Source organism: Kitasatospora sp. NPDC054768 (assembly GCF_053612025.1).
This window is the reverse complement of sequence record NZ_JBSHBN010000121.1, coordinates 1-19,633: the sequence shown is the minus strand read 5'-3', so window position 1 is coordinate 19,633 and position 19,633 is coordinate 1. Positions and strand designations below refer to the sequence as shown.

The 19,633-nt window shown below is 76.9% G+C and carries 1 protein-coding gene and 1 pseudogene; both read left to right on the top strand.

The window, feature by feature from the left end:
- Positions 1-78: 78 nt before the first annotated feature.
- Positions 79-4,896, top strand: a pseudogene (locus ACWGKU_RS29025) (type I polyketide synthase); the annotation flags it as partial.
- 48 nt (positions 4,897-4,944) lie between these two features.
- Positions 4,945-19,506, top strand: a complete 14,562-nt coding sequence (locus ACWGKU_RS29020; protein ID WP_452179834.1) for a type I polyketide synthase — start codon at positions 4,945-4,947, stop codon at positions 19,504-19,506.
- The last annotated feature ends 127 nt before the right edge of the window (positions 19,507-19,633 follow it).

Below are 19,633 nucleotides of genomic sequence, written 5' to 3'. Positions count from 1 at the left end.
TGCTGCCGAACCCCTACCCGACACCCTGTGAGGCCTGACATGGCGGACGAGCAGAAACTGCGCGACTACCTCAAGCGCGTCACGGCCGAACTGCACCAGACCCGGCAACGGCTGCAGTCCGCCGAGTCGGCCGACCGCCAGCCGATCGCGATCGTCGGCATGGCCTGTCGGCTGCCCGGCGGCGTGGACGGCCCGGACGCGCTCTGGCGGCTGGTGTCCGAGGGCGTGGACGCCGTCTCCGCCTTCCCCGAGGACCGCGGCTGGGACGTCGGCGAGGACGCCGGATTCGCCCGCAGCGGCGGCTTCCTGCACGACGCGGACGGCTTCGACCCGACGCTGTTCGGCATCTCGCCGCGCGAGGCGACCGCCATGGACCCGCAGCACCGGCTGCTGCTGGAGGCCTGCTGGGAGGCGTGCGAGCGCGGCGGCGTCGACCCGTACGCGCTGCGCGGCAGCCGCACCGGGGTGTTCGCCGGGCTGATGTACCGGGACTACGCGGCCCGCATGATCGACATCCCGGAGGGGGTGGACGCCTACCTCGGCATCGGCAACATGAGCAGCGTCGCCACCGGCCGGATCTCCTACACCCTCGGCCTGGAGGGCCCGGCGGTCACCATCGACACCGCCTGCTCGTCCTCGCTGGTCGCCCTGCACCTGGCCTGCCAGTCGCTGCGCTCCGGCGAGACCACGATGGCCTTCGCGGGCGGCGCCACCGTGATGGCCTCCCCGGACACCTTCACCGGTTTCGCCCGGCAGGGCGGGCTCTCCTCGGACGGCCGCTGCAAGTCCTACGGCGCCGACGCGGACGGCACCGGCTGGGCCGAGGGCGTCGGGATGCTCCTGCTGGAGCGGCTCTCGGACGCCCGGCGGCTCGGCCACCAGGTGCTCGCGGTGGTCCGCGGCAGCGCGGTCAACCAGGACGGCGCCTCCAGCGGCCTGACCGCGCCCAACGGCCCCGCCCAGCAGCGGGTCATCGAGGACGCGCTGGCCAGTGCGCGGCTCACCACGCTGGACGTGGACGTCGTCGAGGGCCACGGCACCGGCACCCGGCTGGGCGACCCGATCGAGATCCAGGCCCTGCTGGCGACCTACGGTCAGGACCGGCCCGAGGACCGGCCGCTGCGGCTGGGCTCGGTGAAGTCCAACCTCGGGCACACCCAGGCCGCCGCCGGCGTGGCGGGCGTGATCAAGATGGTGCAGGCGATGCGCCACGGCACCATGCCGCGCAGCCTGCACGCCGACCAGCCGACCCCGCAGGTCGACTGGTCGGCCGGCGCGGTGCGGCTGCTGACCGAGGCCGAGCCCTGGCCCGAGCTGGACCGGCCGCGCCGCGCCGGCGTCTCCTCCTTCGGCATCAGCGGCACCAACGCCCACGTCGTCCTGGAGCAGGCCCCGGAGGCCGAGGCCCCGGCCGATCCCGGGCAGCCGGCCCCCGGCGTGGTGCCCTGGCTGCTGGCGGCCCGCACCACCGAGGCGCTGCGCGCCCAGGCCGGTCGGCTGCACGCCTTCGTCGCCGACACCGAGCCCGACCCGGTCGACGTCGGCCGCTCGCTGCTCTCCCGGGCGCCGCTGGAGCGGCGCGCCGTCGTGCTCGGCGCCGACCGGGACCGTCTGGCCGACGCGCTTGCCGCGCTGGCCGGGGACCTGCCCGACAAGGCCGTGGTCACCGGGGTGGCGGGGGAGGGCCGCAGCGCCTTCCTGTTCACCGGCCAGGGCGCCCAGCGGACCGGGATGGGCCGCGAGCTGTACGAGGCCTTCCCGGTGTTCCAACGGGCCTTCGACGCGGTCTGCGCCGAGCTGGACCCGCGCCTGGAACACTCCGTCAAGGACGTGGTGTTCGGCGGGAGCCGGGACCTCCACCAGACGGTGTGGGCCCAGGCCGGGCTGTTCGCGCTGGAGGTGGCCCTCTTCCGGCTGTTCGAGTCCTTCGGCGTGCTGCCGGACTTCCTGCTCGGCCACTCGATCGGCGAGGCGGCGGCGGCGCACTGCGCCGGGGTGCTGACCCTGGCGGACGCCTGCGCGCTGGTCGCCGCGCGCGGCCGGCTGATGCAGGCGCTCCCGGCCGGCGGGGCGATGCTCGCCGTGCAGGCCACCGAGCCCGAGGTGGCGGCGGCACTCGCGGCCGTCACCGGCACCGCGGACGTGGCCGCGCTCAACAGCCTCGGCTCGGCGGTGGTCTCGGGCACGGCGGACACCATCGACGAACTCGCCGCCCACTGGACGGCCGAGGGCCGCAAGACCAGTCGGCTGACGGTCTCGCACGCCTTCCACTCGGCCCTGATGGAGCCGATGCTGGACGAGTTCCGGGCCGTCCTCGCGACGCTCTCCTTCGCCGAGCCCCGCATCCCGATCGTCTCCACCCTCACCGGCGCGGTGGAGGACGAGCTGCTGCGCACCCCCGACTACTGGGCGCGGCAGGTCCGCGAGACCGTCCGCTTCGCCGACGGCGTCGAATGCCTCAAGGCCCAGGGGGTCGGCCGGTTCGTGGAACTCGGCCCCGACGGCGTGCTCACGGCGATGGCCCGCGAGAGCCTGCCCGAGTCGGCGCTCACCGCGACGGCGCTGCGCAGCAGCTGGCACGACACCGGGGTGTTCGTCACCGCGCTGGCCGACCTGTGGACCCGCGGCACCGCGGTCGACTGGCAGGTGCTCTTCGACGGCCACGGCCGCCGGGTCGAGCTGCCGGTCTACCCCTTCCAGCACGAGAAGTACTGGCTCCACGCGGTGGCCGCGCCGGCCGGCGGGCCCGTCGACCCGGGCCTCTGGGCGGCGCTGGCCGGCGAGGACGCCGACGCGATCGCCGACCGGCTCGACGTGACCGACCCCGGGGTCCGGGCCTCGCTGCGCACCGCGCTGCCGCTGCTGTCCGACTGGCACCGGCGCGATCGTGAGGAGGCCGAGGTCGCGGGCTGGCGCTACCACGTCGGCTGGGAGCCCGTCCCGGACGCCCCGGCCCCCGCCCTCACCGGCGACTGGCTGCTGGTCGTGCCCGCCGCGACGGCCGACGACGAGCGGGTGCGCGCCCACCGGGACGGCCTCACCCGGCACGGCGCCACGGTGGTGACGGTGCCGGTCGCGGCGGACGCCGCCGACCGGACCGACCTGGCCGTCCGGCTGCGGCAGGCCGTCGGCGACGGGCGGCGGCCCGCCGGAGTGCTCTCCCTGCTGGCGCTGGAGACCGGGCCGCACCCCGAGGTGCCGGCGCTCCCCGGGGGCACGGCCACCACGCTGCTGCTCGTCCAGGCCCTGCTGGACGCCGGGATCGACGGCCCGCTGTGGTGCGTGACCGAGGGCGCGGTGTCCACCGGCGACCACGAGCCGCCCGCCGAGCCGGGCCAGGCGCCGGTCTGGGGCCTGGGCCGGGTCGCCGCCCTGGAGCACCCGCAGCTGTGGGGCGGTCTGATCGACCTCCCCGCCGGGGCCGAGGAGGAGGACTTCGACGCGCTGGCCGGCCTGCTGACCGCCGCCGACGGCGAGGACCAGCTGGCGGTCCGCCCGGAGGGCGTCTTCGCCCGCCGGCTGCTGGCCGCCCCGACGGCTGACCCGGAGGCGCCCGCGTGGCAGCCGCGCGGCACCATCCTGGTGACCGGCGGCACCGGCGCGCTCGGCGGGCAGGTGGCCCGGTGGCTGGCCGCCGGCGGCGCCGAGCACCTGGTGCTGGTCAGCCGGGGCGGCCGCGGCGCCCCCGGGCTGGCCGGGCTGGAGGCCGAGCTGACGGAGCTCGGCGCCCGGGTCACGGTGGTCGCCTGCGACCTGTCGGACCGCGCGGACGCCGCCCGGCTGGTCGCCGAACTCGACGCGATGGAGCCGAAGTTGAGGGCCGTCGTGCACGCCTCGGGGGTCAGCGCCTCGGCGCCGCTCGCCGACACCACCTTCGCGGAACTCGACCGGACCGCGGCCGGCAAGGTCGCGGGCGCCCGGCACCTGGACGAACTGCTCGACCAGCGCCGGCTGGACGCGGTCGTGCACTTCTCCTCCATCGCGGGCGTCTGGGGCGTCGGCGAACAGGCCTGCTACGCGGCCGCCAACGCCTACCTCGACGCCCTGGCGCAGCGGCGCGACGCCGAGGGCGTGCGCGCGCTGGCCGTCGCCTGGGGGCCGTGGGACGGCGGCGGCATGGTCGACCAGGCGATCAAGGAGCCGATGCGCCGGCGCGGCATCTCGCTGCTGGCGCCGGACCGGGCGATGCACGCCCTGCAGCGGGCGCTGGACCTGGACACCGGAGCGGTCACCGTCGCCGACATCGCCTGGGAGCAGTTCGTCCCCGCGTTCACCGCGCTGCGGCCCAACCGGTTCTTCGCCGAACTGCCCGAGGTCCGGGCGCTCGCCGCGGTCACCGTCACCGAGGGCGAGGACCGGAACCGGCTCGGCGCCCTGCGCGAGCGGCTGGCCGCCCTGCCGGCCGCCGACCGCGAGCCCGTCCTGCTGGACCTGGTCCGCACCCACGCGGCCGTGGTGCTCGGGCACGACGGCCCGGCCGCGATCGACGTCGACCGGCCGTTCCGGGACTTCGGCTTCGACTCGCTGGCCGCCGTCGAACTGCGCAACCGGCTCGGCGAGGCCACCGGCCTGCCGCTGCCCGCCACCGTGGTGTTCGACCACCCGACGCCCGCGGTGCTGGCCGCCCACCTGCTGGGCGAGGCGCTGCCCGACGACGCGGCGGCGGCCCTGCCCTCCACGGCGGAGCTGGACCTGCTCGAAGAGGCGCTGCTGGCCCGGGCGGAGGACGACGTGGACCGGGTCCGGGTGGTCCTGCGGCTGGAGGCGCTGCTCACCCGCCACCGGGGCGCGGGCGGCGACGACCCGGTCGCCTTCGACGACCTGCGGGACCAGCTCAGCAGGGCCAGCAACGAAGAGCTCTTCGACGTGATCGACCGGGATCTCGGCCTCTCGTGAGCAGGGGTGCGTGGTGGCCGGGGACAATCTTGGAAGGCGGCAGTTTCGATGGCAGATGATGCGCGGCCGATGGCGGACGACGCCCAGCGGCTCCGCGACTACCTCACCCGGGTGGTCGCCGAGCTGCAACACACCCGCCGGCGGGTCCGGGACCTGGAGTCCGCGGCGGGCGAGCCGATCGCCATCGTCGGGATGAGTTGCCGCTACCCGGGCGACGTGCGCTCCCCGGACGACCTGTGGCGGCTGGTCAGCACCGGCCAGGACCCGATCGGTCCGCTGCCCGCGAACCGCGGCTGGGACCTCTCGCTGGCCGACGAGCCGTCCTGGGCGGGCGGATTCGTCGAGGACGCCGGGGAGTTCGACGCGGACCTGTTCGGGATCTCGCCGCGCGAGGCGCTGGCGATGGACCCGCAGCAGCGGCTGCTGCTGGAGACCTCCTGGAAGGCCTTCGAGGACGCCGGGCTCGACCCGCTGTCGCTGCGGGGTTCCAGCACCGGGGTCTTCGTCGGCGTCACCTCGGTCAGCTACGGCCCCGGGATGGACCTGCCGGAGGACGTGGCCGGCCACCTGATGACCGGCACCGCCTCCAGCATCGCCTCCGGCCGGGTGTCGTACACCTTCGGCCTGGAGGGCCCGGCGGTCACCGTGGACACCGCCTGCTCCTCCTCCCTGGTCGCGCTGCACCTGGCCGTCCAGTCGCTGCGCGAGGGCGGTTGCGACCTGGCGCTGGTCGGCGGCGTCACGGTGATGACCACCCCGATGCAGATCGTCGAGTTCGGCCGCCAGGGCGGTCTGGCCTCGGACGGCCGCTGCAAGGCGTTCTCCGACGAGGCCGACGGCGCGGGCTGGTCCGAGGGCATCGGCCTGCTGCTGGTCGAACGGCTCAGCGACGCTCGGCGCCGCGGCCACCAGGTGCTCGCGGTGGTCCGCGGCAGCGCGATCAACCAGGACGGCGCCTCCAACGGTCTCACCGCCCCGAACGGCCCGGCGCAGGAACGGGTGATCCGACGGGCGCTGGCCAACGCCCGGCTGAGCGTCGAGGACGTGGACGCCGTGGAGGGCCACGGCACCGGCACCCGGCTCGGCGACCCGATCGAGGCCCGGGCGCTGCTGGCCACCTACGGGCGCGGCCGCTCCGCCGAACGCCCGCTCTGGCTCGGCTCGATCAAGTCCAACATCGGCCACACCCAGTCCGCCGCCGGGGTGGCGGGCGTCATCAAGATGGTCATGGCGATGCGCGACGGCACCCTGCCGCCCACGCTGCACGCGCGACGGCCCTCCGCCCAGGTCGACTGGTCGCCCGGCACGGTCCGGCTGCTGACCGAGCCGCGGCCGTGGCCGGCCGCCGACCGGCCCCGCCGCTCGGCGGTCTCCTCGTTCGGGATGAGCGGCACCAACGCCCACGTCATCCTGGAGCAGGCCCCGGAGCCCGAGCCCGCCGCCGCCCCCGAGGGCACCGCCCCCGCCGAGGGCACCGGGCCCGCGCTCACCACCGGCCCGCTGCCGTGGCCGCTGGCCGCGAAGACGGCGGACGGGCTGCGCGGCCAGGCCGTCCGGCTGCGCGACGCCATGACCGCGGACGACGCCCCGCGGCCGGTGGACGTCGCCCGCTCCCTGCTGACCCGGGCCGCGCTGCCCAGCCGCGCCGTGGTGCTCGGCGCCGAGCGCGCGGAACTGCTGGCCGGCCTGCAGGCGCTGGCCGACGGGGAGTCGGCGGCCAACCTGGTGCGCGGCGAGGCCGCCGGCGGCACCGGGGTGGTCTTCGTCTTCCCCGGCCAGGGCAGCCAGTGGGCCGCGATGGCCCGTGAACTCCGGGACGCCTCACCGGCGTTCCGGCAGCGGCTGGAGCAGTGCGAGGCGGCGCTCGCGCCGTACGTCCCCTGGTCGCTGTCCGAGGTGCTGGGCGGCGCGCCGGACGCCCCCGACCTGAGCCGGGTGGACGTCGTCCAGCCGGTGCTCTGGGCGGTCATGGTGTCGCTGGCCGAGGCCTGGCGCTCGGTCGGCGTCCGCCCGGCCGCGGTCGTCGGCCACTCCCAGGGCGAGATCGCCGCGGCCTGCGTCGCCGGCGGCCTGACGCTGGAGGACGGTGCCCGGGTCGTGGCGCTGCGCAGCCGGGCGCTCGCCGCCCTCGCGGGCCGCGGCGGCATGGTCTCGCTGCCCGTCGGCCGGGAGCGGGCCACCGAGCTGATCGCCCCCTGGGGCGAGGGCCTCTGCGTCGCGGCGGAGAACGGCCCCGCCTCCACCGTGGTCTCCGGCGAGGCCGGCCCCGTCGAGGAGCTGCTGGCGCTCTGCGAGGCCCGGGAGGTGCGCGCCCGTCGCATCCCGGTGGACTACGCCTCGCACTCCCCGCAGGTCGAGGAGCTGCGCGAGCGCATCCTCGCCGACCTCGCGCCGATCACCCCCGGCTCCAGCGGCATCGCCTTCTACTCGACCGTCACCGGCGCGCCGATCGACACCGCGCGGATGGACGCCGGCTACTGGTACGACAACCTGCGCTCCACCGTCCGCTTCGAGCAGGCCACCCGCGCCCTGCTGGCCGACGGCCGCTCGGTGTTCGTGGAGAGCAGCCCGCACCCGGTGCTCACCATCGGCATCCAGGACACCGCGGACCAGGCAGGCACCCCGGTGACGGTCACCGGCACGCTGCGCCGCGAGGACGGCGGCCCGGACCGCCTCCTGGCGGGCGCCGCCGAGCTGTGGACCGCCGGGGTCGCCGTCGACTGGTCGGCGGCCTTCGCCGGCGGCACGCGCACCGCGCTGCCCACGTACGCCTTCCAGCGCCGCCGCTACTGGCCCGACCCGCTGCCCGCCCGGGCGCGGGCGGCCGGGGGCGGCGACCCCGCCGAGAGCGGGTTCTGGGACGCCGTCGAGCGCGGCGACGCCGAGGAACTGGCCGCCACCCTGCGGCTGGACGAGGCGCCCGGGGTCCTGGACGCGGTGCTGCCCGCGCTGGCCGGCTGGCACCGCGGCCGCCGCCGGGGGGCGACCGTCGACTCCTGGCGCTACCGGGTCACCTGGACCCCCGTCCCCGACCTGCCCGCGCACCCCCGGCTGGGCGGCCGCTGGCTGCTCGCCCTCCCGGAGGGCGGGAACGGCGGGGAGGTCGCCGACCTGCTGCGCTCGGCCGGGGCCGAGGTGGTCGAGCTGACCGTCGCCGCCGACGCCGACCGTACGGAGCTCGCCGAACGGCTGAGCGCCGTCGGCTCCGCCACGGGTGCGGTCTCGCTGCTGGCGAGCGCCGAGGACGCACCGCAGGCCCCGGCCGGGCCGGCCGCGACCGTCACCCTGCTCCAGGCCCTCGGCGACGCCGACCTCGACGCGCCGCTCTGGTCGCTCACCGGCGGCGCGGTGTCGATCGGCCGCGCGGACCCGTTGCGCAGCCCCGTCCAGGCGCTGGCCTGGGGCCTCGGCCGGGTCGCCGCGCTGGAGTACCCGCGCCGCTGGGGCGGGCTGATCGACCTTCCGGCCGTCCTGGACGCCCGGGCCGGAGCCCGGCTGGTGGCGCTGCTCGGCGGCGCCGCCGGGGACGAGGACCAACTCGCCGTGCGCGGCTCCGGGGTGTTCGCCCGCCGCCTGGCCCGCGCCCCGCGCGCGGCCGGGACGACGCTCGAACTGCCCGGCTCGGTGCTGGTCACCGGCGGTACCGGCGCGCTCGGCGCGGTCGTCGCCCGCTGGCTGGCCGGCCGCGGCGTGCCGCACCTGACCCTGCTCGGCCGGCGCGGCACGGCGGCGCCGGGCGTGGCGGACCTGGTCGCGGAGCTGACCGCGCTGGGCACCCGGGTGACCGTGGCCGCCTGCGACCTGACCGACCGGGAGTCGCTGGCCGGCGTGCTGGCGCGGATCCCGGCGGAGTTCCCGCTGGTCGGCGTGGTGCACGCGGCCGGCGTCGGCCAGGCCATGATGCTGGACCGCACCGGCCCGGCGGAGCTGGCCGAGGTGCTCGGCGGCAAGGTCGCCGGCGCGCTGCACCTGGACGAGCTGACCCGGGGCCTGGACCTGCGGATGTTCGTCACCTTCGGTTCGGGCGCCGGGATCTGGGGCAGCGGCGGCCAGGCGGCCTACGCGGCCGCGAACGCCTACCTGGACGCGCTGGTCCTCCGGCGCCGGGCCGAGGGCCTGCCCGGCACCTCGGTCTCCTGGGGCGCCTGGGGCGAGGTGGGCATGGTGTCGACCGACGCCGTCCGTGACCACCTGCGCGAGCGCGGCATGGTGCCGATGGACCCGGACCTGGCGATCGAGGCGCTGGCCGGGGCCGTCGACGCGGGCGAGGACTGCCTGACCGTCGCCGACATCGACTGGCCCCGCTTCGTCGACACCTTCACCGCCACCCGGGTCAGCCCGCTGCTGGCCGACCTCCCCGAGGCGCGGACGGCGGACGAGGAGCCGGCCGGCGAGGACCGGCGCCCGGACCTCGGCCGCCGGCTCGCCCCGCTGCCCGAGGCGCAGCGACGACAGATCCTGCTGGACCTGGTCCGCACCGAGGTCGCCGCCGTGCTCAAGCACCCGGACGTCCGGGCCGTCGAGGCCGCGCGGACCTTCAAGGACCTGGGCTTCGAGTCGCTCACGGCGGTCGAGCTGCGCAACCGGCTGAACCGGGAGACCGGCCTGCGGCTGCCCGCGACCATGGTGTTCGACCACCCGACGCCGACCGCCCTGGTGGCCTACCTGGAACGGGAGTTGGACCTCGGAGCCGAGGCGGGCCCGGCCGGCGCCGAGCCGGCGGCGGCCCCGGCCGGCCTGGACGAGCCGATCGCGATCGTCGGCATCGGCTGCCGTTTCCCCGGCGGCGTCCGCTCGCCCGGGGACCTGTGGACCCTGGTGGCCGACGGCGCCGACGCGCTCTCCTCCTTCCCCGTCGACCGCGGCTGGCCGGACCGGGTGCCGGGCGTGGACAACGCCGTCGGCGGCTTCGTGGACGACGCCACCGAGTTCGACGCCGGGCTGTTCGGTATCTCGCCGCGCGAGGCGCTGGCGATGGACCCGCAGCAGCGGCTGCTGCTGGAGGCGTCCTGGGAGGCCTTCGAGGACGCCGGCATCGATCCGCACGAGGTGCGCGGCAGCCGGACGGGCGTCTTCGCGGGCGCCTCGTCCTCGGGCTACGGCCACGGCCAGCTGCTCGACGGGGTCGAGGGGCATGTGCTGTCCGGCACCGCCAACAGCGTGATCTCGGGCCGCGTCTCGTACGTGTTCGGCCTGGAGGGTCCGGCGGTCACGGTGGACACGGCCTGCTCGTCCTCGCTGGTGGCGCTGCACCTCGCGGTGCAGGCGCTGCGGGTGGGCGAGTGCGGCATGGCGCTGGCCGGCGGCGTCGCCGTGATGGTGAACGCCGGCGCGTTCGGCGAGTTCAACCGGCAGGGCGGCCTGGCCTCGGACGGCCGCTGCAAGGCGTTCGCGGCCGCGGCGGACGGTACGGGCTGGGGCGAGGGCGTCGGCGTGCTGGTGCTGGAGCGGCTGTCGGACGCCCGGCGCAACGGGCACCAGGTGCTCGCGGTGGTCCGGGGGAGCGCCGTCAACCAGGACGGTGCGTCCAACGGCCTCACCGCGCCGAACGGGCCGTCACAGGAGCGGGTGATCCGGCAGGCGCTGGCCAACGCGGGGCTGTCGGTCTCGGACGTGGACGCCGTCGAGGCGCACGGGACGGGGACCCGGCTCGGGGACCCGATCGAGGCGCAGGCGCTGCTGGCCACCTACGGCCGGGGCCGCGACGGCGAGCCGCTCTGGCTGGGATCGGTGAAGTCCAACCTGGGCCACACCCAGGCCGCCGCCGGTGTGGCGGGCGTGATCAAGGCCGTGCAGGCGATGCGCAACGGTGTGCTGCCGGCCACCCTGCACGTGGACGAGCCGACGCCGCAGGTGGACTGGTCGGCGGGCGCGGTGGAGCTGCTGACCGAGGCCCGGCCGTGGCCGGAGGCCGGTCGCCCGCGCCGGGCGGGCGTCTCCGCCTTCGGGATCAGCGGGACCAACGCCCATGTGGTGCTGGAGCAGGCTCCGGCCGAGGAGCAGGTGCCGGTCGAGGAGGTGACGGGCCCGACGCCGTGGGTGGTGTCGGCGCAGAGCGCCGGGGCCCTGAAGGCCCAGGCGGCCCGGCTGGCCGGGCAGTTGGAGTCCGGGGCGTTGGAGTCCGGGGCCCGCCCGCAGGACGTGGCGTGGTCGCTGGCGACCGGGCGGGCCGCGCTGGCCCACCGTGCGGTGGTGCTCGGCGACGACCGGGCGGCGCTGCTGGACGGCCTGCTCGCGCTGGCGGACGGCCGCCCCTCGGGCGGGGTCGTCAGCGGTGTCGTGGCGGAGGGCCGCACGGCGTTCCTGTTCACGGGGCAGGGTGCGCAGCGGGTCGGCATGGGCCGGGAGTTGTACGAAGCCTTCCCGGTGTTCGCCGGGGCGTTCGACACGGTCTGCGCGGAGTTCGACCTGCTGCTGGACCGGCCGGTCCGGGACGTGGTGTTCGCGGGTGCGGAGGATCTGGACCGGACGGTGTGGGCGCAGGCCGGGCTGTTCGCGGTCGAGGTGGCGTCCTTCCGGCTGCTCGAATCCTGGGGCGTGGTCCCGGACGTGCTGCTCGGCCACTCGATCGGCGAGGTGGCGGCCACCCATGTGGCGGGCGTCCTCTCGCTGCCGGACGCGTGCGCCCTGGTGGCGGCGCGCGGCCGGCTGATGGACGCGCTGCCCGAGGGCGGCGCGATGCTCGCCGTCCAGGCCACCGAGGCCGAGGTCCGTGACGCGGTCGGCGGCCGCCTGGACGTCGCGGCCGTCAACGGCCCGACCTCCGTGGTGGTCTCCGGGCCGGTCGAAACGATCGAGGAGTACGCCGCCCGCTGGTCGGCCGAGGGCCGCAAGATCCGCCGGCTGACCGTCTCGCACGCCTTCCACTCGGCCCTGATGGAGCCGATGCTCGACGAATTCGCCGCCGTCCTCGCGAAGTTGACCTTCGCCGAGCCGAGGATCCCGGTCGTCTCCACCCTGACCGGCGAGATCGCCGAGCCGGGCCTGCTCGCCACCCCCGAGTACTGGGTGCGCCAGGTCCGGGAGGCCGTCCGCTTCGCCGACGGCGTCGACGCCCTGCACCGCCAGGGCGTCACCCGCTACGTCGAGCTGGGCCCGGACGCCGTGCTGTGCGGCCTGGCCGGTCAGGCCGTGGGGGAGGCCGTGTTCGCGCCGCTGCTGCGCCCCGGCCGGGACGAGCGGGAGACCGTCCTGCGGGCGCTCGCCGCCCTGTGGGCGGCCGGGGCCGGGCTCGACTGGTCCGCGGTGCTGCCCGCCGGCCGTCGGGTCGCCCTGCCGACGTACGCCTTCCAGCGCGAGCGCTACTGGCCGCGCTCCCTCGACCTGGGGAGCCTCACGGCCGACCCGGCCGAGACCCGGTTCTGGCAGGCGGTCGAGAACCAGGACCTGGACGGCCTGGCCGAGGCCCTGGAGATCGACCGGGCGCCCGAGGAGCTGGCGTCCGTCCTGCCGGTGCTGTCCTCCTGGCGGCAGCGCCGCCAGGTCGACTCGGTGGTGGACTCCTGGCGCTACGAGGTGGTCTGGAAGCCGCTGACCGGAGTGACGGAGTCCTCCCTGTCGGGCCGTTGGCTGCTGGTGACGGCCGAGGACGCACCTTCGGCCGCCGTCGAGGCGGCGCTTCGGGCCGCCGGCGCGGACGTGGTGACGCTGGCCGGCGAGGGCCTCGGCCGGCGGGAACTGGCCGACCGCATCCGCGCGTCGGTCCCGGAGGGCGAGCCCGCCGGGGTGGTCTCGCTGCTCGCCTCGGCCGAGGGGCCGCAGGCGGAGGGCTCGCAGGTGTCCTCCGGCGTGGCCGGGACGCTGACGCTGGTCCAGGCACTGGGCGACGCGGGCGTCAGGGCGAAGCTGTGGTCGGCGACCGTCGGTGCGGTGTCGGTGGGCCGGGCGGACCGGTCCGTGAGCCCGGCGCAGGCGCAGATCTGGGGTCTGGGCCGGGTGGCCGCACTGGAACTGCCGGACCTGTGGGGCGGGTTGGTCGACCTTCCGCCGGTGCTGGACGAGCGGGCCGGCCGCCGGCTGGTGGCGGTGCTCGGCGGTGCCGAGGACCAGGTGGCCGTGCGCTCCTCGGGCGTCTACGGGCGCCGGGTGGTGCGGGCCGCGCAGCGGAGCGGCCGCGGCGGCGTTTGGACCCCGTCCGGGACGGTGCTGGTGACCGGTGGTCTGGGTGCGCTGGGCGCGGAGGTGGCGCGTTGGCTGGCCGGGCGCGGGGTGCCGCACCTGGTGCTGACCGGCCGTCGTGGCGATCGGACGCCGGGCGTCGCCGAGCTGGTGGCCGAACTGACCGGTCTGGGTGCCCGGGTGACGGTCGCCGCCTGTGACGTGGCGGACCGCGACGCGGTCGCCGCCGTCCTGGCCGCGGTGCCCGCCGAGCTGCCGCTCACGGGCGTGGTGCACACCGCGGGCGTGGTGGACGACGGCGTGCTGGACGGCGAGACGGTCGAGCGGTTCGAGCCGGTCTTCGCCGGAAAGGTCGGCGGCGCCGATCTGCTGGACGAGCTGACGGCCGGTCCGGAGCTCGATCTGTTCGTGGTCTTCTCCTCGGTCGCGGCGACCTGGGGCAGTGGTGGTCAGGGCGCCTACGCGGCGGCCAACGCCCACCTGGACGCGCTGGTGCAGCGGCGCCGGGCGCGGGGTCTGCGGGGCACGTCGGTGGCCTGGGGCCCGTGGGCCGGTGAGGGCATGGCCGCCCAGGGCGATGCCGCCGAGCAGCTGCGCCGCCGTGGCCTGGCCGTGATGGACCCGGAGTTGGCGGTGTCGGCCCTGGCGCGGGCGGTGGACGCGGACGAGGTCTGTGTGACCGTCGCGGACGTGGACTGGCAGCTGTTCGCGCCGGCCTTCACGGCCGTGCGCACCAGCCGGCTGCTGGCGGAGCTGCCGGAGGCCGTCGGCGCGCAGGCGCCGGTGGTCGAGAGCGTGGAGCGGTCCTCGGGGTTCCGGGAGCGGCTGGCGGAGACCGCGGCCGGGCGCCGGGAGCGGATGCTGGTGGACCTGGTCCGGACCGGTGCGGCCGCCGTCCTCGGGCACGTTTCGATGGAGGCCGTGGACGCCGGTCAGGCGTTCCGCGACCTCGGCTTCGACTCGCTGACGGCGGTGGCGCTGCGGAACCTGCTGGTGAAGGAGACCGGGCTCTCGCTGTCGGCCACGCTGGTGTTCGACTATCCGACGCCGGTGGTGCTGGCGCGGCATCTGGCCGGGGAACTGCTGGAGTCGGTGCCCGAGGCGGCGGTGGCCGCGGAGGTGCCGCGCGCGGTGCTGTCCGCCGCTGAGGACCCGGTCGTGATCGTGGGCATGAGCGCCCGCTATCCGGGCGGGGTGCGTTCGGCGGCCGGGCTGTGGGACCTGGTGGCCGCCGGGGCGGACGGGGTCACCGGCTTCCCGACGGACCGGGGTTGGCCGCTCGACGCGGTCGGCGCCGCGGCGGCGCGCGGCGGCTTCGTGGAGAGCGTGACGGAGTTCGACGCCGGGCTGTTCGCGATCTCGCCGCGCGAGGCGCTGGCGATGGACCCGCAGCAGCGGATCCTGCTGGAGGCCTCCTGGGAGGCCTTCGAGGACGCCGGGATCGACCCGCGCTCGGTGCGCGGCGAGCAGATCGGCGTCTTCGTCGGAGCCTCCAACTCCGGCTACGGTGCCGCCGGCGGCCTGGAGGAGGTCCAGGGCCATGTGCTGGCCGGGACGGCGAACAGCGTGATCTCCGGCCGGGTGGCGTACGCCTTCGGTCTGGAGGGTCCGGCCGTCACCGTCGACACGGCCTGTTCCTCCTCGCTGGTGGCCCTGCACTGGGCGGCGCAGGCGCTGCGCGAGGGCGACTGCGGGCTCGCGCTGGCCGGCGGTGTCACCGTGCTGGCCACCCCCGGGGTGTTCGGCGAGTTCGACCGCCAGGGCGGCCTGGCCGCCGACGGCCGCTGCAAGGCCTTCGCGGCCGGCGCGGACGGCACGGGCTGGGGCGAGGGCGTCGGTCTTCTGGTGCTGGAGCGGCTCTCGGACGCGCGCCGCAACGGGCACGAGGTGCTCGCGGTGGTCCGGGGCAGCGCGGTCAACCAGGACGGCGCCTCCAACGGTCTGACCGCTCCGAACGGGCCCGCCCAGCAGCGGGTGATCCGGCAGGCGCTGGCGAGTGCCGGGCTGTCGGCCGCCGAGGTGGACGCCGTCGAGGCGCACGGCACGGGCACGGTGCTGGGCGACCCGATCGAGGCCCAGGCGCTGCTGGCCACCTACGGCCGGGACCGCGACGGCGAGCCGCTCTGGCTCGGCTCGGTGAAGTCCAACATCGGCCACACCCAGGCCGCGGCGGGCGTCGCGGGCGTGATCAAGATGGTGCAGGCGATGCGCCACGGGGTGCTCCCGGCGACCCTGCACGTGGACGAGCCCACCGCCGAGGTGGACTGGTCGGCGGGCGCGGTGGAACTGCTCACCGAGGCGCGCTCCTGGCCCGAGCTGGACCGGCCGCGCCGCGCCGGGGTGTCCTCCTTCGGCATCAGCGGCACCAACGCCCATGTGATCATCGAACGCCCCGAGCCCGAGCCGGTGCCCGAGCCGGTGCCCGCGCCGGGGGCGGGGGCCGGCCTCGGCCCCGTCCCGTGGGCGCTGTCCGCCCGCACCGCCGAGGGGCTGCGCGGTCAGGCCGAACGGCTGCGCGAGCACGTGCGGGAGCACGGGACGGCGGACCTCCGGGACGTCGGCCGCGCCCTGGCCACCACCCGCGCCGCGCTGGAGCACCGGGTGGTCGTCGTCGGCTCCGACCGCGAGGAACTGCTGCGCGGGCTGGCCGCCGTCGTCGACGGCGCGCCGAGCGCGGCCGTGGTCTCCGAGCGCGCGGGCGACGGCCGGGTGGCGTTCCTGTTCACCGGCCAGGGTGCGCAGCGCGCCGGGATGGGACGTGACCTCCACGCCCGCCACCCGGTGTTCGCGGAGGCCTTCGACGCGGTCTGCGCGGAGTTCGACCTGCTGCTCGACCGCTCGGTCAAGGACGTGGTGTTCGACGGCGTCGAGGACCTGGACCGTACGGTGTGGGCGCAGGCCGGGCTGTTCGCGGTCGAGGTGGCGCTGTTCCGGTTGCTCGAATCCTGGGGCGTGGTCCCGGAGTTGATGCTCGGCCACTCGATCGGCGAGATCGCCGCGGCGCACTGCGCCGGGGTGTTCCCGCTGCCGGACGCGTGCGCCCTGGTGGCCGCGCGCGGCCGGCTGATGGAGGCACTGCCCGAGGGCGGGGCGATGCTGGCGGTCCAGGCCACCGAGGCCGAGGTCCGCGAGGCGATCGGCGGCCGCCTGGACGTCGCGGCCGTCAACGGCCCGGCCGCCGTGGTGCTCTCCGGCCCCGTCGAGGTGGTCGAGGAGTTCGCCGCGCGCTGGTCGGCGGCCGGGGTGAGGACGCGCCGACTGGCCGTCTCGCACGCCTTCCACTCGGCCCTGATGGAGCCGATGCTGGACGACTTCGCGGCCGTCCTGAAGGGCCTGGCCTTCAGTGAGCCGGGCATCCCGGTGGTCTCCGCCCTGACCGGCGGGATCGCCGGGCCCGGCCTGCTCACCACCCCCGACTACTGGGTGCGCCAGGTCCGCGAGGCCGTCCGCTTCGCCGACGGCGTCGAGACCCTGCACCGCCAGGGCCTGACCCGGTTCGTCGAACTGGGCCCCGACGGCGTGCTGTCCGCGCTGGTGGCCCGGATCGTCCCGGACGCCGTCGGCGTGCCCCTGCTGCGCGAGGGACGGGACCACGTGCCGTCCGCCGTCGGGCGGCTCTGGGCGGCCGGCGTGCCGGTGGACTGGGCGGCCGTGCTGCCCGGTGGCCGGCGGGTGGACCTGCCGACCTACGCCTTCCAGCGGGACCGCTACTGGCCGGAGCCGGCGGCGGCGGCGCAGCCCGTCGACCCGGCGGAGGAACGGTTCTGGGAGGCGGTCGAGCGCGAGGACCTCGGCGAGCTGGCCGAGACCCTGGACGCCCGACCGGAGGCCGTCGGGACGGCGCTGACCGCGCTGTCCTCCTGGCGTCGCCGCCGTCGCCAGGACGCCCGCACCGACGCCTGGCGCCACCGGGTGCTGTGGCAGCCGGCCGCCGCGCCGTCCGGCCGGGCCGTACTGGACGGGACCTGGCTGGTCGTCGCCCCGGAGGGCGAGGAGCTGGCGGCCGAGGCGCAGAGCAGCCTGGTCGCCGCCGGGGCCCGGACGCTGCGGCTGGCCGTCGACGGCGACGCGGGCGATGCGGGTGACGGAACCCACGGAACCCACGGAACCCACGGGACGGACCGCGCGGCGCTGGCCGCGCGGCTGCGGACCGTGCTCGACGGGGCCGGTGCGCTCGCCGGCGTGCTCGCGGTGCCCGGTGACCGGGTCGCCGAGCTGGCGACGCTCGCCCAGGCCCTGGACGACACCGGTCTGACGGCCCCGCTGTGGGCGGTCACCGCCGGTGCGGTGTCGACCGGCCCGGCGGACCCGCCGGCCGACCCGGGCCAGGCCACCGTCTGGGGCCTCAGCCGCGGCCTCGACCTGGCCGGTCCGGACTGCTGGGGCGGAATCGTCGACCTCCCGGTGCGCCGGGACGCCGCCGCCTGGGACCGCCTCGCGCAGGCGCTCACCGGACCGGAGCAGGAGGCCGCGATCCGTGACGGGCGGGTCTTCGTCCGCCGGCTGGTCCCGGCCCCGGCCGGGGCGGCGGCCGGGCAGGTGCGGTGGCCGGACACCGGCACCGTCCTGGTCACCGGCGGCACCGGGGCGCTCGGCCGGCGGGTCGCCCGCCGGCTGGCCGACCTGGGCGTGCCGCGCCTGCTGCTGGTCGGCCGGCGCGGTGAGCGGGCGCCCGGCGTCGCCGACCTGCTCGCCGAGCTGCGGGCGGCCGGAACCGAGGCGACGGTGGCGGCCTGCGACGTCGCCGACCGGGCGGCGCTCGCCGGGCTGCTCGCCGCGGTCCCCGCCGAGCACCCGCTCACCGCGGTGGTGCACGCGGCCGGGGTCGGCGACGACACCACGGCCGACGCGCTCACCCCGGAGCGGATCGCCGAGGTGCTGCGGCCCACCGTGGACGGCGCCCGCCACCTGCACGAGCTGACCTCGGGTCTGGATCTGAGCGCCTTCGTGCTGTTCTCCTCGGTGGCCGGGGTCTGGGGCGCCGCCCAGCCCGCCCGGGCGGCGGCCAACGCCTACCTGGACGCGCTGGCCGAGGCCCGCCGGGCCGCCGGCCTGGCGGCCACCTCGATCGCCTGGGGGCCGTGGGCCGCCGCCGACGGGCTGACCGCCGACGCCGCCGGCCTGCTGGCCCGCACCGGGCTGCGGGCGCTGGACCCGGACGCGGCGCTCGACCTGCTCGCCCGTCTGCCCAGGGAGGCCTGCCTCACCGTCGCGGACGTCGACTGGGAGCGCTTCGCCGCCTCGTACACGCTCAGCCGGCCGCGCCGGCTGCTGGACGGGGTCCCGGCCGCACGGCGCACCGCCGGCGCGGCCGACGAGCCGGTGCCGGCGGACGCGGCGGCGCTGCGCGAGCGGCTCGCCGGGCTGCCGGACGAGGAGCGGCACCGGGCCGTGCTCGACCTGGTCCGCGCCCACGCCGCCGGCGTGCTCGGGCACGACGGCGCCGAGGCGGTCGCACCGGAGCGGCCGTTCCTGGAACTGGGCGTCAACTCGCTCAGCGCGATCGAGCTGCGCGACCGGCTCCGGACGGCCGTCGGGGTGCCGCTGGAGAGCACCGTGGTGTTCGACAGCGGGACCGCGGCCGAGCTGGCCCGGCGGGTCCTGGCGGCCCTCGGCGGGTCCGCCGCCGCCGAGCCACGCGAGCAGACCGGGATCCTGCGCACCCTGTACGCCGAGTCGATGCGGCAGAACAAGCTCCACAAGTACATGGAGTTCCTGTCCGACGCGGCCTCCTACCGGCCGATGTTCGACTCGCCCGAGGAGGTCACCGAGCCGCCCGCGCCGGTCTTCCTGGCGCGCGGGCCGAAGCGGCCGCGGGTGGTCTGCCACACCGGCATGTCGGCGCTCGGCGGCGTGCACGAGTTCGCCCGCTTCGCCGCCTCCTTCAACGGCAGCCACGACGTGATCGCGCTGCCGCTGCCCGGCTACCGGGACGGGGAGCAGCTGCCGGCCGGCCTGGAGGCCTCGCTGGACTGGCAGGCCAGGACACTGGTCGAGGTCGCCGGGGACGCTCCGTTCGTGCTCCTCGGACACTCCGGCGGCGGGCTGCTCGCCCACGCGCTGACCCGCCGGCTGGAGGCGATGGGCGTGCCGGTGGCCGGCGTGGTCCTGGTGGACACCTATCCGATGGACCGTCCGATGCACCAGGAGTGGCTGTCGGAGCTGACCGAGGGCACCTTCGGGCGTGAGGAGCTGGCCGTGCCGATGACCGACACCCGGCTCACCGCCCAGGCCTGGTACGGCCGGATGTACCTCGGCTTCCGGGCCGAGGAGGTCGCCGCCGCCACCCTGGTGGTCCGGGCCTCCGACCCGATCGGCGAGTGGACCCGGGAGGACGACTGGCGCGCCACCTGGGACCGGCCGCACCGTACGGTGGACGTCCCCGGCAACCACTTCACGGTGATGATGGAACACGGCGCCACGACCGCCGCGGCCGTCCGGGAGTGGCTGGACACCCTGGTCGAGCCCGGTGCGCAGGCCGCCGAAGGGTGACCGGACGCGGGTGCCCCCCCGGCCGGCCGGGAACGCGCCCCCCCCGGGGGCACCCCCGCGCCCCCGCCCCCCCCCGGCCCCGCCCCCCCCCCCCCCCCGCCCGTGGGCCCCCACACCAAAGAAAAAA

Excerpts from the sequence above, each read along its gene's own strand:
- ACWGKU_RS29020 (WP_452179834.1), top strand. The coding sequence starts at position 4,945 with ATGGCAGATGATGCGCGGCCGATGGCGGACGACGCCCAGCGGCTCCGC.